This is a genomic window from Streptomyces sp. GbtcB6 (assembly GCF_019091475.1).
GTDB lineage: Bacteria > Actinomycetota > Actinomycetes > Streptomycetales > Streptomycetaceae > Streptomyces > Streptomyces hyaluromycini.
Genome location: NZ_JAGXJL010000065.1, coordinates 1 through 13,806 on the forward strand (window position 1 = coordinate 1; position 13,806 = coordinate 13,806).

The window sequence follows — 13,806 nt, forward strand, 5'->3', positions numbered from 1 at the left end:
GCTTCTCGCCGCCGAACGCCGCTCCGACGTCCGCCCCTGTGGTGCCCAGGTTGACCTTCGCGATGCCGCAGTCGCTGCCGTTGGCGGACAGGAACGTCTCGATTGCGTGCAGGTTCGTGCTGTGGATCCCGGACGCGAGTCCCTGCGGTACGTCGTTGTGGATCTGGATCGCCTCGTCGAGGGTGTCGTAGACGAGGACGTAGACGATCGGCGCGAAGGTCTCGTGCCGCACGCAGGGCCAGTCCGGCTTGGCCCCGGTGATCAGGGTCGGCTGAACGTAGAAACCAGGTCGGTCCAGGCGCTGCCCGCCGTACGCGATGGACCCGCCGAGGCTTGTCGCCTGCGCCACGGCGTGGTCGAAGGCCTCGAGTGCGGCGGGGTCGATCAGCGGGCCGATCACCGAGCCCGGTTCGCGCGGGTCGCCGACGGTGATCTGCGCAAATGCCTCGTCCAGCAGCCGTACCAGGTCGTCGGCGACCGAGCGCTCGACGATGACGCGCCGGGTGCTGGTGCAGCGTTGCCCGGTCGTGCCGAGGGCGCCGAAGGCGATCGAGCGGGCGGCGAGTTCCAGGTCGGCGGTGGCGTCCACGATGCAGCCGTTGTTGCCGGAGCACTCCAGAAGGTAGCGCCGGCCGAGGGAGCCGCCGACGATGTTCGCCACTCGCCGGCCCACCGCGCTGGACCCGGTGAACGAGACCAGCGCGACACGCGGGTCGGCGACCAGCAGTTCCGCGGTTTCGTTGTCCTCGGGAAGGAACAGCGAGAACACGCCTTCCTGCCCGAGGGCCGCCGCCGCTTCGTTGCACAGTCGCTGCAGCGCGATCGCGGTGAGCGGAACCTTCGGGCTCGGCTTCCAGATCACCGTGTTCCCGCCGATCGCGGACAGGAAGCCGTTCTGTGCCCACACCGCGGCCGGGAAGTTGTACGCGCTCACGATCCCGGCGACGCCCAGCGGCAGCCACTGGTCGTACATCCGGTGCCGGTCCCGCTGGGACTGCTGTGTGAAGCCGTAGAGCATGCGCGACTGCCCGACCGCCAGCCGGGCCATGTCGATCACCTCGCCGATCTCCGCGGCGGCCTCGGCCAACGACTTCCCGGTGTCCAAGGTGACGATCCGGGCGAGCGCTTGCCGGTTCTCCGCGACGAGCTCGCCGATCGCACCGACCAGCTCACCCCGCCGTGGTGCGGGCACGGCCCGCCAGCGCTGCTGGGCCTCGACGGCGAACCGGACGATCTCCTCGTAGTCGGCCGCGGTGGCGCCGGCGACCTGGGAGACCGTGGTTCCGTCCGCGGGGTTGACCGCGGCGAACACGGGCCGTCCCGCGGTGGGCAGCCAACCGGTGGCGTCGCTGTAGGAACCCGCATGGACGGGCTTGATGCCCAGGTGTGCCAGGACTTCGTGTGTTTCGAACATGGCGGTCCTTTCAGGAGTCGGCGAGTGGGGAGTCGGCGAGGAAGCCGTCGATGGATTCGTCGGTGTGGAAAGAGGGCTTCTCGTGGTAGTGCGGGCCGTCGTAGATCTCGATGAGCAGACTCGGCTCGTGCGCGAGCGTCGGCCCGTGCGGGTGACCCGCGGGGTTGGCGTAGAACGAACCAGGCCGCAGCCGCAGGCCGCTGTCGGTGTACTCGTAGTCGCCCTTGATGCAGAACATGAACTGGTTCGACGCGTGCGTGTGCCGTTCGGGGATCCGTCCGCCGGCGGCGTAGTCGAGCAGCGCGATGCTCGCGCCCGTTTCCGGGTTCTTCCAGAGGAAGTACTGCCGGAACCCGAAGTCCGGGAAGTCCAGCCAGCCATCCGGGTCGAGGCCGGAGGTGTCGATCAGAATCTCTGACATGTGCGCTCCTTCAAGGGCGTTGGGCGGCGAGCCATGTGCGGTACTCACTGCGGCTGGCTTCGGTGGCGGGGAAGAGGCCGAAAAGCGGGCGTCCCCGGGCGACCTCGTGCTCGACGAACTCCTCGTACGCGGTCGCTTCCGCGGCCTCGGCGGCGACTTCGGCGGCGAGATGCGCGGGGACGACCACGACGCCTTCGCCGTCGCCGACGATGACGTCGTGCGGGTAGACGGCGACCCCGGCACATCCGACCGGCCCGTTGAGCTCCACCGGATGCAGTGCGATCGGGGTGGCGGGCGGCGCGGAACGCTGCTGGTACGCGGGCATCCCGGTCCTGCGGATCGCCGGCGCGTCGCGGAATCCGCCGTCGGTGACGACACCGGCCACACCACGGGCCATGAGCCGGGCGATCATCAGGTCGCCCGCCGACGCGGCCGTCGCGTTCCTCCCGGCGTCGATCACGAGCACGTGCTCGGGCGGGCATTCCTCGATGGCGCGGCGGTGCAGATGGTCGTCGTCGGCATAGCCGGTCAGCGAGTCGATGTCCTCGCGTGCGGGGATGAACCGCAGTGTGTAGGCCGGGCCGACCAGCCGCGGCTGCGCCGACGCGACCGGCCGCAATCCGAGCAGGACGGTGTTGCGGAGCCCGTGCCGCAGCAGCACGTTGGCGATCGTGGCGGTGCCTGCGTCCGCCAGCTGCGCCCTGGTTTCGGCGGTGAGCGGCGGCATCACGGCCGACCGCCTTGGCCCAGCACGGCGATCGCATCGATCTCGACCTTGATCTCCGGCTCGGCGAGCGCGCTGACCTCGACCAGGGCGGCCGCCGGAAACACGCCGTCGAACACCTCGGCGCGGGCCCGCCAGACCTCTTCGCGCCGGGTGATGTCGGTGACGTACAAGGTCAGCTTGACGACGTCGTCCAGGGATCCGCCGGCCGCGGCCAGCAGGTCCGCCATCCGCTCGAAGATGACCCGTGCCTGCTCGTACTCGCCACCGCCGGTCGCGGCCAGTTCCCGGTCCCGGGCCGTGAGCCCGGAGACGTACACGGTGTCGCCGGCACGGAGGCAGTTCGACCACAGCCGCGGCGGGGGCTCACTGACCCGTGGACTGATGATGTGCCTGATGGTCATTGGAAGAACTCCTGGGGAGGCTTCGCGCCCCATTGCGTGGTGTCCTCCGCGCTGCCCTCGAACACGCTCGGGCCGTGCTTGGCGGTGACCAGGTCGCCGTCGGTGTAGTGCTCGATACGGAAGCCGCCAGTAGTCGAAGATCTGGCTGCCCAGCAGGTGTCTGCCGACGCCGCAGTCCAGCTGGTAGCCCGCTTCGAGGAGGTGGTCGTGCCCGGTCATCACCGCGTCGAGGCCGGCGACTTCGAACGAGCAGTGGTGCACAGCGGGCTCGTCGGTGCCCAGTACCAGCATGCAGTGGTGGTCTACCGCGGTCTCACCACGGTCGACGCGCAGGAAACTCCCGGCGATCGAAGCCCCGTCCGGTCCGGCGAGGTGATCGGAGGCGAGCAGCGCGAATCGCTCGGTGAGCCACCCGACCGCGGCGTCGAGATCGGTCACGTGCAGCACGAAGTGTCCCAGCCTGACCACCGGGGCGACGGCGGTACGGACCCTGACCGAGCGGTCGACGCGCTCCTTGCGGCTCGCCGCGTTGAATCCCGGCGGTGACTCGGTCCATTCCGGGCGTACGTCGGCGCCGTGGACGGCGTCGATCTCGAAGCCGTCCGGCATGCGCATCCGAACGCGTTCCCCGCCGCCGGGAGCACCGGTGGGCTCCACCGGGCCCGAGCCGTCCAGAGTGGACAGGTGGGCCAGGTCACCCGCGGACTCGACCCGGAGCCCGGCGCCGAGAAATCGGGGCTCGGTGCCGAGTACTGCCTGATAGAGGAACGGCGCCGGTCCGCTGCCGCGCAGGAACAACTCGGTGGTACTGCGTTCGACGGTGGTCAGGCCGAAGTCGTTCAGGAACTTCTCGGCCTTGCCGACATCGGTGACCTGGTACCGCACATAGGCGACATCGATGGCTTTGCTCATGTCACGCTCACTGAGTAGGACGGTCGATTGTTCAGCTGGTCCACGGCGAATCCGGCCAGCTCCTTGAATTCGGTGGCGTACCGCCGGAGTTCCTCGGGCGCGAGTACGTCCTCGACACGGGTGAACCCGCCCGGTGCCCGCTCGGTGGCCAGATCCAGCACCCGTTCCGGGCCGAGGGTGCGGTTGTGCAGCGCGAGCTCCCGCATGGGCGGAAGCCGGTGCTCCTGGTAGGCGGCCAGCCCGGCGTACGGATCGCCCTGCGTGGCCAGGCAGTGGGCGAGCGCCCTCGCGTCCACGACGGCCTGCGACCCGGCCTGGGAGCCCGTCGGGTGCATCGGATGGGCCGCGTCACCGATCAGCGTGACCCGGCCGAAGGTCCACTGCGGAATCGGATCGCGATCGACCTTCGGGAACTCGAATACGGCCGTTCCGGCATCGATCAGCGAAGGCACGTCCAGCCAGTCGAACCGCCAGTTCGCGAACGCGTCCGCGAACAGAGACGTGTCGACGGTACGGTTCCACTCCTCGCGGGGTGGGCCGTCTCCGGGCGTGCCGAGTTCCACGATCCAGTTCACGATCATCCGCCCGTCCGGCCGTTGAAACATCGGATAGGCGACGATCTTCTGCTCGCGGTGGCCGGCGATGATGAACGTCCGCCCGCCGAGGAACGGTTCCGTCTCCGCCGCGCTGCGCCACATCAACTGCCCGCCGTACCGCAGCGGCTGGACCGGGTAGAAGTGCTTGCGCACCACTGAATGCAGGCCGTCCGCACCGATCAGGACATCGCCGCGGACGGTCAGCCGCCCACCGGTGGTCCGGTCCCTGAAGTGCGCGGTGACACCGTCGCGGTCCTGTTCGAACGCTTCCAGGGTCTGCCCGGCGACGACGTGACCCGCGCCGAGCCGCCGTTGCACCGCTTCCAGCAGGAGGACCTGGAGGGTGCCGCGATTGATGGCCAGTTGGGGCCAGCGGTAGCCCGCCTTCAGCCCGCGTGGCTCGGCCCAGACCCTCTGGCCGAGCGCGGTGTGGAAGCCGAGTTCCTCGATGGGCACCGCGTTGCGCGTCAGCTCGGCGGCGAGCCCGAGTTCGAAGAGTTCGCGAACCGCGTTGGGCTGCAGATGGATGCCGAGTCCGAGGGCCTGGATACGCGGCGCCGACTCGAACACGGTCGCGTCGATCCCGGCCGCGTGCAGACTGAGGGCGACTGACATACCGGCGATCCCGCCGCCCGCGACGATCACCTTCATCGCCCGTTCCCGTCCACTGTGGACCGACGCCGGGCCCAGGCGAGTCGGTCCGGCACCGCACCGGGAACGCCGCCGAGGCAGCTCGAGCCGAGGGTGCCGCAACTGAGCGCGTCGCCGCGTTGTACGCGGGCGCCGTGAGTGGTGGGGGCGGTCATCGGTGTGAAGATCCGGCCCATGTCCGGCAGCAGGCGGATCAACTCGCCCTGGACGACACCGGGGGCCTCGGTTCCGTTGTGGGCGCACGTGGCGAGGCGCATCTACCGCACCCCCTTCGTCCGCAGGAACAGTGCGGCCACGACCGCCGCCACCGCGGCCGCGCTCGCCGTGACGACCAGCCCGTCCGCGTAGCCGTTGGCCAGCGCATCGGTGGCGATCTCGTGCACCCGCGGGCCGAGTTGCGCGGTGGCGACGGCGATCGGGCCGCCCTCGTGCAGGATCGCCTCGGCCGGCGCCAGTTGGTCCGGCGGCAGGTTCGCGCTCGCCAGCCCGCCGGTCAGCAGCGGCGCGGCCTGACTCAGCGCGACGGTGCCGATGACAGCCGGTCCCATCGTCTGGCCGAGGTCCCGCACCAGGCCGGCGGTGCCGCTCGCCATCCCGGCCAGCTCCACCGGCACCGCGTTGACCATCGCCGCGGTGAGTCCCGAGATCAGCAGAATGAAACTGACGCCGTTGAGCACGAGAACGCCCAGGATCGGCATGACCCCCGTCTGGGAAACCGGGATCGCGGCCAGCCACAGGTGGGACGCCGCCTGTGCCACCAGACCGGTCACCAGCAGCCAGCGAGGTCCGACCTGCCGGAGCAACCGGGCCAGCAGCGGGCCGAACAGCAGGGGGACACCCTGCACGATCACGAAGGGCCACGCGGTCTTCATCGGCGTCTGGTGCTGGATGACGCCGAGCCGGATGCTCAACACGTATCCGCAGCCGAGGAAGGAGAACATGCCGATCACCGCCACGATCGCGGAGGTCGCGAACGCGGGTATCCGGAACAGTTCCAGGCGCAGCATCGGCGACGCGCTGCGCGACTCGACCCACAGGAATCCGGCGAACGCGATGACGCCGAGTGCGAACGCGACCAGCACGCCCGGATCCGTCCAGCCGTCGAGCGGGCCCTGGATCACTCCGTAGAGCAGGGCCAGCACGGAGAACGCGATCGTGGCCTGTCCCGGCCAGTCGGCGGCGCGGCCCTCCGGTGCGGACGAGTCGTCGACCAGTACGGCGCTCAGCCCGGCCGAAACGGCCGCGATCAGCGCGCATGCGCCGAACACCCAGTAGAACGACGCGGTCTGGGTGATGATCCCGGACAGCAGCGGCGCGAGCACCGCCCCGATCGAGAGAGCGGTCGCCCAGGCGGCGAGTCCACGTGCACGGTGGGCGGGTTCCGGAGTGGCCGCGGTGATCACGGCGAGGGAGGACTGGAACAGCGCGGCCGCGCCGATCCCCGCGAGTGCGTGCCCGACCGCCAGCACCGGCACGGTCGACGACGTGGCGGCGACGAGGTAGCCGAGCGCCATCAGCAGACCGCCGCCGACGAGGATCTTCTTGCGCCCGCGGAGGTCCCCGAGCACCCCGAAGGTCAGGCTGAGCACGGCGATGGGCAGGAGGAACGCGTCGCCGATCCAGCTGAGTTCAGCCCCGGAGGCATGCAGGGTGCGCTGGATCGGGCCGTTGATCACCGCGGGCAGCACGATGCCGATCTGGGCCACGCCGACCGCGAAGCAGCCGGCCACCAGGGTGCCCGCGCGCAGCGTGGGCCGGGCGGCGCCGATGTCGGGTCGTTCGGCGGCAGTGGAGGTCATATGGGGTCCCACCTTTCAAGGCATGGCTCTGGTCCGGTCCGTCGCAAGATCGGAGGGCTCAGGCGTTCTGGGTGTGGCTGTCATGCGAGCGCTGTCGGCAAGGCGCAGGGGGCTTGGCCGCCGATGGGCCGGCGGAGGCCAATGGCGTGGTGACCAGCGGTGAACGTCATGTGTCTACCGCCTTCTACAGGATGTACTGAAGTTCATTTATGAACTCCAGTACATCGACGTACTGGAATGTAGAATGCGGTGGAGCAGGTGGTCAAGAGGTCTGAGAGGCGACGTAGTCTGGTGGCCGTCATGACGAAAAGCGCCGAACCCCAGACACCGCCGCCGAGCCGACGCGAGCGCAAGCGGCAGGAGATCCGTGACCGGCTCTACACCTGCGCGCTCGATCTGTTCCTCGAGCAGGGGGTCGACGCCACGACCATGGACGACATCGCCGAACGAGCCGATACGGCCCGAACGACGGTGTTCAACCACTTCCCGCAGAAGGGACTCTTCCTTCAGGAGTGGGGACGGCGTCGCCGGGACCGGGTCACCGAGATCATGGCCGCGGAGCACACCGAGGACCTGCCTGCCGCCGACCAGCTGCGCCGCTACCTGAGCGCACTGGCCGAGTTGAACACCAACTCGCGGACGGCGACCATCACATTGATGGACGCAGCCATCCGCGTCGGCGGGGCGATCAGCTTCTCCATCCACGACGTCGAGCTCACGAAGATCATTGAAAAGGGCCAGCTCGGCGGCGAATTCCGCTCCGACTCCGATGCTTCCCAGGCCGGAACAGTCCTGGCGGCCGGGTACTTCGCGGGCGTGCTCCGCTGGATCGGCAGCGAGCCGGAACCGTTCGCCCTGTCGACCTACCTCGACGACCTGCTCGACCTGATCCTGCGCGGGCTGGCCGACCGGCACTGACAGCCGGAGCCGTCACAACTGGTGGTTCCCCGTCCATCCGTCAACGGCCTGCGGTTGCAGGCGCGTCGGGTGCACCGGGACGTCCGTGGGGCCGGGCGGGTACCGATCCTGCCAAGATCACGGAAGCGCGGCCACGACCAACCGGCGCAGCAGCGAGCGGACGAAGTCGTATCCCTCCCACAGCAGTCTGATCCTCTCCTCCGGGTACGCCGTCACCGTCGGTGTCGTGTCCAGTACCTGGGTGCGGCGGTCCTGGGGGTCGTACGCCGGCCGGCCCGGGTCGCCCGTCCTCGCGAACGCCGTCCACGACTCGCGGAAGCAGGTGGACAGGGCCTCGGCCTCGGGAGTGATGCCGGTGCCCGCCCAGAGGAGGTTGGCGAGGTCCTCCTCGAACGTGCCGAAGAGGAGGGGGATGTCCAGGCCGTGGCAGGCACCCAACAGCCCGCCGCTGCCCGGGGCGCCCCAGGTCAGTTCGTACAGATGCGCCCGGCCGCCGCCCGCCGGCTGCGCCTCCGTCAGGTGCAGGGACGGCATGGCGAACAGCACGGGACGCCCGGTCGGCCCGGCTGCACCGGGTGCTGGCCACCACCTTCTTCCACGGCGTGCCCACCCGCGAGGCCGCCGCAGAACGGCTCGACCTGCCGCCGAGCACCTACCGCCGGCACCTCGCCCGCGGGATCGGGCAGGTCTGCGACCGGCTGTGGGAACGGGAGCTGTACGGCGCGGCGGCCGAATGACTCCCCCTGGCACCAAAGGGAGTCACACCACCGGGATCACTCCAGCGCGGTGACCAGGAACTCGGCAGGATCCACCTCGTGCGTACGCTGCCAGTACTCCAGCGTCGTCAGCGGCCAGTTCTGGGTCGAACGGCCGGTGCTGTTGCGATACCAGGAGTTCACCGTGGAGAACCCCCAGGCCCGCCGGCCGCTCTCCTCGTCGATCCGGCGCTCGTAGGCCGTCAGGGCCGCCTCGCGCACCTCCAGCGACGAACTGCCGCTCTCCAGCAGCAGCCGTACGGCATCGACCACGTACCGGACCGCGCACTCGGACATGAAGAGCACCGACACACCGTGGACCACGATGCCGGTGTTCGGCCCGTACAGGGAGAAGAAGTTGGGGAACCCGGGGACGCAGGCACCGAGGTAGGCGCTCGCGTCGTCGCCTCCCCAGCGCTCCCGCAGGTCGCGGCCCTCGCGTCCCACCACCTCCATCGGCGCCAGGAACTCCGCGGCGTGGAACCCTGTCGCGCAGATCAGCACGTCCAGTTCGTGGTGGTCGCCGTCGCCGGTACGCAGGCCGGTGGGCGTGACCTCCTCGACGGGCGTACGCACCAGACGCACGTTCGGCTGCTTCAGGGTGGCGATCCAGGTGCCGTCGTCCGCGATCCACCGCTTGGCGCCGAACGGCCCGTCGGGAGCCAGCGCCTCCCGCAACTCGGGGTCGTCCTCGGTCTGGACGTCGATCCACTGGCGCAGCATGGCGCCCAGCTGCTCGTTGCCGGCCGACACCGCGTGCTCCGTGGGCGGGTGGGCCGGATCGACGGTGACCAGCCCGAGATTGCCCTCCACGTACGTCAGGAACGTGACGGCCCGGTACCAGGTGCGGTAGTGGGGCAGACGGTCCAGCAGCCACTGCTCGTCTGCCCCGACGGGTTGGCGCAGCCTGGGCGTCGGGGCCAGCCACGGCATGGTCCGGCCGAACACGGTCACCTCGGCCGCCGTACGGGCGATCTCGGGGACCACCTGGACCGAGAACGCGCCGGTGCCGATCCCCCCGACCCGCTACCCGGCCAGATCCACCGAGTGACCCCACTCGGCGGAGTGGAAGAAGGGCCCCGAGAACGTCCCGAGGCCCGGCACGCGGGGCAGCCGCGGCCGGCTCAGCTGCCCCACCGCGCTGACCTGGACGTCCGCGAGGACCTCGTGCACGCCGTCGGCGGTGCGCACCTGGAGCACCCACTGCGCCCGCGCGGTGTCCCACCGGCTGGAGAGCACCTCGGAGCCGAACCGGATGTCCTCGTAGAGGCCGTTGTCCTTGGCGAAGGCACGCAGGTAGTCCAGGACGGCGGGCTGGGTGCTGTAGTGGTCCGTCCAGCGGCCCGGGTAGCCGCTGAAGCGGTACACCTGGCTCTCCAGGTCGACCCGGCAGCCCGGATAGTCGTTCGCGTACCACGTGCCGCCGACGTCCTGACGACGCTCCAGCACGGTGACCGCGACACCTGCCTGCCGCAGCCGGTGGGCCAGCAGCAGACCGCTCGCACCCGCACCGATCACCGCGACCCGCAGCTCCCGGCCGGCGGCGACGGCCGAGCGGTGCCAGCGCGGCCGCCCCGGGTCGTCCTCCGGGCGGAAGCAGAGCCCGTCGGTCAGCAGTGGCACGTAGGCGGCGTACGACGGCCCCATCGCCCACTCCACGATGCGCCGCATCATGTCGTAGCCGGGCCGGCGCCGCTCCCAGCCGTCGCCGACCCGCTCCAGTGCCGCCCGGCACGCGCGCAGGATCTCCGCTCGCACCTCGGCCGTATACCCTCCCTCCGGCACCCCGATCACCAGCTCCGGCCGCCACCGCGGACGCAGCAGCTCCAGGTCTCCGGTCAGGTGGACGGTGCAGATCAGCAGGGCCACCGGGTCGGCGGCATCCAGCCGGCCCACGAGCTCGTGCACCGGCAACCCGGACCGGTCGTCGTCGAACATGGCGTGCAGTCTCCTCAGGTCGAACAGGCGAGGACCGGCTGTCACCCGGCTGCCCCGTGCCGCGGACGGACCGGGACACCTGGAACACGACCGGGCACCGGTCTCGGCCCCAAGCCGACCAGCGACGAGCGCTCAACCGACAGACCATTCACCGCTCACTCCCCGTCCACCACGCCGACGGCCGCCGCCATATCGGGCGCAGCAGCCGGGTCCGCCGCATGAAGCGCTACGGCGGCCTTCAGGCACCGGTTGAGCGTCGGGCAGGGGACATACCCGGCTGTCCAGGTCCTTCCAGAGCTCTCCGGCGTCCGTTTCCGGCCTGGGGTCCGCGCCATTCCGGCGTCGATGTCCACCTCACGGCATGCCTGCCCAGGACGCCGACACCGTCCCGCCGCCGGTGCGGGGCGATCGGTGGGTCAGGCACCGGTCAGCGCCGCCGATGCGTCGTCGGTCTCACCTGCGGGAGGCCGACAGTGCGCGGCCCTCGTGTTCGGTCACCCGGGAGGTGTCGTACGGCACGGCGTTGACCCAACGCCGCGTCAGCCGGGCGATCCGCTCGCCGTACCGCTCCGCGGTGATCCGCTCGCCGCGCGATCCGGCGTGATCCGGCCCCGGGTCGGCATTGCTCTGGCTCATCAGCCCCAGCCACGAGCCCAACCGGTTCACATCGTCGCGGGCGCCACCGCTCCGGTTGCCGGCCGGCATGTCCCCCACGCCGATCCACTGCATGCACATCTGCGCAGCGAAGACCACCAGCCGCCCAGGAACACCTGCTTGTCGCAGCTCTGCGAGGCGGACATGGTGAACCCTCCGGCCGGTTTGTCCTTCCATGCCTGCGTCGTGAACGGCGTGAACGCCGCCCCCATGAACGCCTTGAGCACCGCCGACACGCTGCCCGTCACATCAGCTTCGGGCAGCCGAGGACGATCGCATCGGAGCGCTCAAGAAGCGCCGGCGCGGCGGCTGCGCCACGCCGGGCTGCTCGGCAGCGCGCCCGGAGTCCGGTTCTTCCGCGACTGCGACGAAACACCGGAGCTGCCGGGCCTCCAAGTCACTCATACCCTCGAGGTATCAACGGCGACCGGATCGGTCCTTCAGGTCGGCCACCACGCGGGGTTGACTGGCAGTCGCCGGCCTGACGGAGCTTCCCGCCATCCGTCGGCGCCCGGTACGGGCTTCGGGTCCGCGACGGACCGATCGTCACCGCCCATCATGCCGCGAGCGCGCGGCCCCTCTTCGATCAGTACCACTGCAAGGAGAACACTGTGTCTTCCAACGCCTTCGCCAACACTGTCGACCCGAACGAGACCACGGCCACCCGGCGGCAGCGGGGCGAGAAGATCGCCGAAGAGCTGCACGGAGGCCGCGCGGCCATCCTGGACGCGCTCGACCGGGACTTCCCCTTTCTGGCCAACGCCCTCACCTCCTACGCCGTCGGGGAGGTCCTCGCCCGCACCGTGCTCGACGTACGCACCCGCCAGCTCGCGCTCGTCGCCGCGTTCGCGGCACTCGGCCTCGGCGACTTCATCAAGGTCCACGGCGATTACGCCCTCAACGCAGGAGTCACCGAGGAGGAACTGAAGGAGATCGTCTACCTCACCACGATTCCCGGCGGTTTCGCCCGCGCCGTCCAAGCCTCGCAGGCGGTGGCCGAGCTCATCGCCTCCCGCTGAACCAGCCTGATGCTTTTCCCGGTGGCCCGCTCCGGAGCGGGCCACCGAACTGCGCCATGCGGCGTCGCACCGCCCCCGTACATGCCCCACCGCTGCCGACCAGGCCCGTACCACCAGGCTTTCCGTTACTCACCGAAAAGGCTTCCTCCATGCAACCGCGTTCGGACCGTCCCACCGTCTCCGTCGCCTACCACTCCGGCTACGGCCACACCGATGTGCTCGCCGAGGCGGTCCGCTCCGGCGCGGCCGACGCCGGAGCGGCCGTCCACCTGGTCAGGGTTGACGAGATCACCGAGGAGCAGTGGACCATGTTGGATTCGTCGGACGCGATCATCTTCGGGTCGCCCACCTACATGGCCACCGCATCCGGCGCCTTCCACACCTTCGCCGAAGCCACCTCGAAGCGTTTCGTGCCGGCCACATGGCGGAACAAGCTCGCCGCCGGGTTCACCAACTCCGGAGCCAAAAGCGGCGACAAACTGCACACCCTGCAGTTCTTCACGATGCTCGCCGCTCAACTCGGCATGCACTGGGTGAACCTTGGCCTGCACCCAGGCTGGAACAGTTCACAGGCGTCAGAAAACGACCTGAACCGGCTCGGTTTCTATCTCGGTGCCGCTGCCCAGACCGATGTCGACCAGGGAGCCGAGGCAGTGCACAAAGCCGATATCGCCACCGCCCAGCACCTCGGCCGCCGAGTAGCCGAAACCTCCGCCATCTTCCGTGCCGGCCAGGCGGCTTCCGCCTGACCGTCCGCCCCCCCGGGGGGGCAGGCCAGCCGGGTCTGCAGCCGCCCACAGTGGGACTTCACTGTTCCTGCTGGTCAGAGGCATAGTTTCGAGCGTATCGGGCTGACGGCTCATCAGGGCTAGTTCGGACAGACTGGTCCGCTCGGTGGGTGGGGCCGCTGACGATCGAGGCATGATGGTGTCGTTCCAGTCCCGCAGCGTGCGAAACGCCGACACGTCACGCCTGAGCCGAAGCCCAGCCGGGAGCAGGTGCTCCCGGTGGATCCCGATGTGCGACACGTACACGAAACCCGTACGGCACCTCCCGGTCCGGAAGCGGTTTGCTCAACTCCTGTCCCGGCAAAGGTCAGGGCCGATCCAGCTCGTTGTGGTGGACGTGGCCGCACATGCTCATGCGTGAACGGGGAAGAGCGGTACGTCCAGTCGATCCGCGAGGTCGTCGAAGGTGATGCCGAAGGTCTTCAGCACGGTGACGCCCTGGGCGGTGATGCCGAAGACCGCGAGGTCGGTGTAGATACGGTCGACGCACACGCCCTACCTAACGGCAGTTGCAAAGCCTCGACCCCACCCCTTCGCTCCTGGGACTTTTCAGGGACTTTCAGTGTTGCCCGAGAGGCTCCCGAGGGATTTTCTCCGCCTAACGGAGCAAGCCCCTGAAAGCCCGGAAAGGGCCTCCACCGCAGGTCAGAGGCCCTTTCCGAGGCAAAGCCGCAGGTAGCGGCAGACGAGTCGGGCTATACGCCGGGTATTCCTGAGCACCCTTGTGACCTGCGCTTTTGCGAGCCGTATCGGTTGTGACCTGCTAGGACGGGTTGCAGAGGCGATCGGAGGCAGTCAGAGGAAACCGCTCTG

16 protein-coding genes and 2 pseudogenes are annotated in these 13,806 nt (G+C 69.6%); 4 read left to right on the forward strand and 14 right to left on the reverse strand.

All coding sequences use genetic code 11. The annotated features are described in order from the left end of the window. The 7 genes from KVT45_RS48050 to KVT45_RS48080 all read right to left on the reverse strand — a co-directional run. Positions 1 to 1,414, reverse strand: a 1,414-nt coding sequence (locus KVT45_RS48050; protein WP_217558638.1) for an aldehyde dehydrogenase family protein, incomplete at its 3' end; no start/stop codon positions are given. A gap of 10 nt (positions 1,415 to 1,424) precedes the next feature. After that, on the reverse strand, positions 1,425 to 1,835 hold the full coding sequence (locus KVT45_RS48055) for a cupin domain-containing protein (RefSeq protein ID WP_217558652.1): 411 nt from the start codon (positions 1,833 to 1,835) through the stop codon (positions 1,425 to 1,427). 10 nt (positions 1,836 to 1,845) lie between these two features. Beyond that, entirely contained in the window at positions 1,846 to 2,562 is a 717-nt protein-coding gene (locus tag KVT45_RS48060) for a dimethylmenaquinone methyltransferase (protein ID WP_217558655.1), read from the reverse strand. Further along, positions 2,562 to 3,875 (reverse strand): Rid family hydrolase, encoded by a 1,314-nt coding sequence (locus KVT45_RS57095; RefSeq protein ID WP_254648422.1) that lies wholly within the window; start codon positions 3,873 to 3,875, stop codon positions 2,562 to 2,564. Before KVT45_RS57095 ends, KVT45_RS48060 begins: the two co-directional genes overlap by 1 nt. Continuing rightward, a complete protein-coding gene (locus KVT45_RS48070) occupies positions 3,872 to 5,122 on the reverse strand; it encodes a flavin-dependent oxidoreductase (protein ID WP_217558657.1) in 1,251 nt (416 codons plus the stop codon). Before KVT45_RS48070 ends, KVT45_RS57095 begins: the two co-directional genes overlap by 4 nt. Further along, on the reverse strand, positions 5,119 to 5,379 hold the full coding sequence (locus KVT45_RS48075; RefSeq protein ID WP_217558665.1) for a hypothetical protein: 261 nt from the start codon (positions 5,377 to 5,379) through the stop codon (positions 5,119 to 5,121). Before KVT45_RS48075 ends, KVT45_RS48070 begins: the two co-directional genes overlap by 4 nt. After that, positions 5,380 to 6,921: an MFS transporter gene (locus KVT45_RS48080; protein ID WP_217558679.1), complete on the reverse strand. Its 1,542-nt coding sequence runs from the start codon at positions 6,919 to 6,921 to the stop codon at positions 5,380 to 5,382. A gap of 249 nt (positions 6,922 to 7,170) precedes the next feature. Between KVT45_RS48080 and KVT45_RS48085 the strand changes: the two genes are divergently transcribed. After that, the gene (locus tag KVT45_RS48085; protein ID WP_308311097.1) at positions 7,171 to 7,839 is read left to right on the forward strand and encodes a TetR/AcrR family transcriptional regulator; all 669 of its coding nucleotides are present in this window, start codon (positions 7,171 to 7,173) and stop codon (positions 7,837 to 7,839) included. Positions 7,840 to 7,956: 117 nt separating this feature from the next. Here the strand turns inward: KVT45_RS48085 and KVT45_RS48090 are convergent. Then, a pseudogene (locus KVT45_RS48090) lies at positions 7,957 to 8,382 on the reverse strand (carboxylesterase/lipase family protein); the annotation flags it as partial. Positions 8,383 to 8,414: 32 nt separating this feature from the next. Here KVT45_RS48090 and KVT45_RS48095 point away from each other — a divergent pair. Further along, positions 8,415 to 8,576: a hypothetical protein gene (locus tag KVT45_RS48095; protein ID WP_217558698.1), complete on the forward strand. Its 162-nt coding sequence runs from the start codon at positions 8,415 to 8,417 to the stop codon at positions 8,574 to 8,576. 36 nt (positions 8,577 to 8,612) lie between these two features. Here KVT45_RS48095 and KVT45_RS48100 read toward each other — a convergent pair whose 3' ends face one another. The 5 genes and pseudogenes from KVT45_RS48100 to KVT45_RS57110 form a co-directional block, all read right to left on the reverse strand. Further along, complete coding sequence (locus KVT45_RS48100; protein ID WP_217558707.1) at positions 8,613 to 9,581, reverse strand: hypothetical protein; 969 nt, start codon at positions 9,579 to 9,581, stop codon at positions 8,613 to 8,615. A gap of 39 nt (positions 9,582 to 9,620) precedes the next feature. Continuing rightward, the gene (locus KVT45_RS48105) at positions 9,621 to 10,532 is read right to left on the reverse strand and encodes an FAD-dependent oxidoreductase (protein WP_217558716.1); all 912 of its coding nucleotides are present in this window, start codon (positions 10,530 to 10,532) and stop codon (positions 9,621 to 9,623) included. Between the two features lie 453 nt (positions 10,533 to 10,985). After that, positions 10,986 to 11,168 (reverse strand): hypothetical protein, encoded by a 183-nt coding sequence (locus KVT45_RS57100; protein ID WP_254648423.1) that lies wholly within the window; start codon positions 11,166 to 11,168, stop codon positions 10,986 to 10,988. 26 nt (positions 11,169 to 11,194) lie between these two features. Further along, entirely contained in the window at positions 11,195 to 11,434 is a 240-nt protein-coding gene (locus tag KVT45_RS57105; protein WP_254648424.1) for a hypothetical protein, read from the reverse strand. Positions 11,435 to 11,489: 55 nt separating this feature from the next. Then, positions 11,490 to 11,591 (reverse strand): annotated as a pseudogene (locus KVT45_RS57110) (LysR family transcriptional regulator); the annotation flags it as partial. Between the two features lie 206 nt (positions 11,592 to 11,797). Between KVT45_RS57110 and KVT45_RS48115 the strand changes: the two are divergent. Further along, entirely contained in the window at positions 11,798 to 12,205 is a 408-nt protein-coding gene (locus KVT45_RS48115; RefSeq protein ID WP_217558739.1) for a carboxymuconolactone decarboxylase family protein, read from the forward strand. A 149-nt stretch (positions 12,206 to 12,354) separates the two neighbouring features. Then, positions 12,355 to 12,954 carry a flavodoxin family protein gene (locus KVT45_RS48120; RefSeq protein ID WP_217558914.1) on the forward strand — a complete coding sequence of 200 codons (600 nt, stop codon included), beginning with the start codon at positions 12,355 to 12,357 and terminating at the stop codon, positions 12,952 to 12,954. A gap of 390 nt (positions 12,955 to 13,344) precedes the next feature. On the opposite strand, the gene KVT45_RS48125 is transcribed toward KVT45_RS48120, so the two are convergent. After that, on the reverse strand, positions 13,345 to 13,485 hold the full coding sequence (locus tag KVT45_RS48125) for a hypothetical protein (RefSeq protein ID WP_217558741.1): 141 nt from the start codon (positions 13,483 to 13,485) through the stop codon (positions 13,345 to 13,347). Positions 13,486 to 13,806 lie beyond the last annotated feature (321 nt).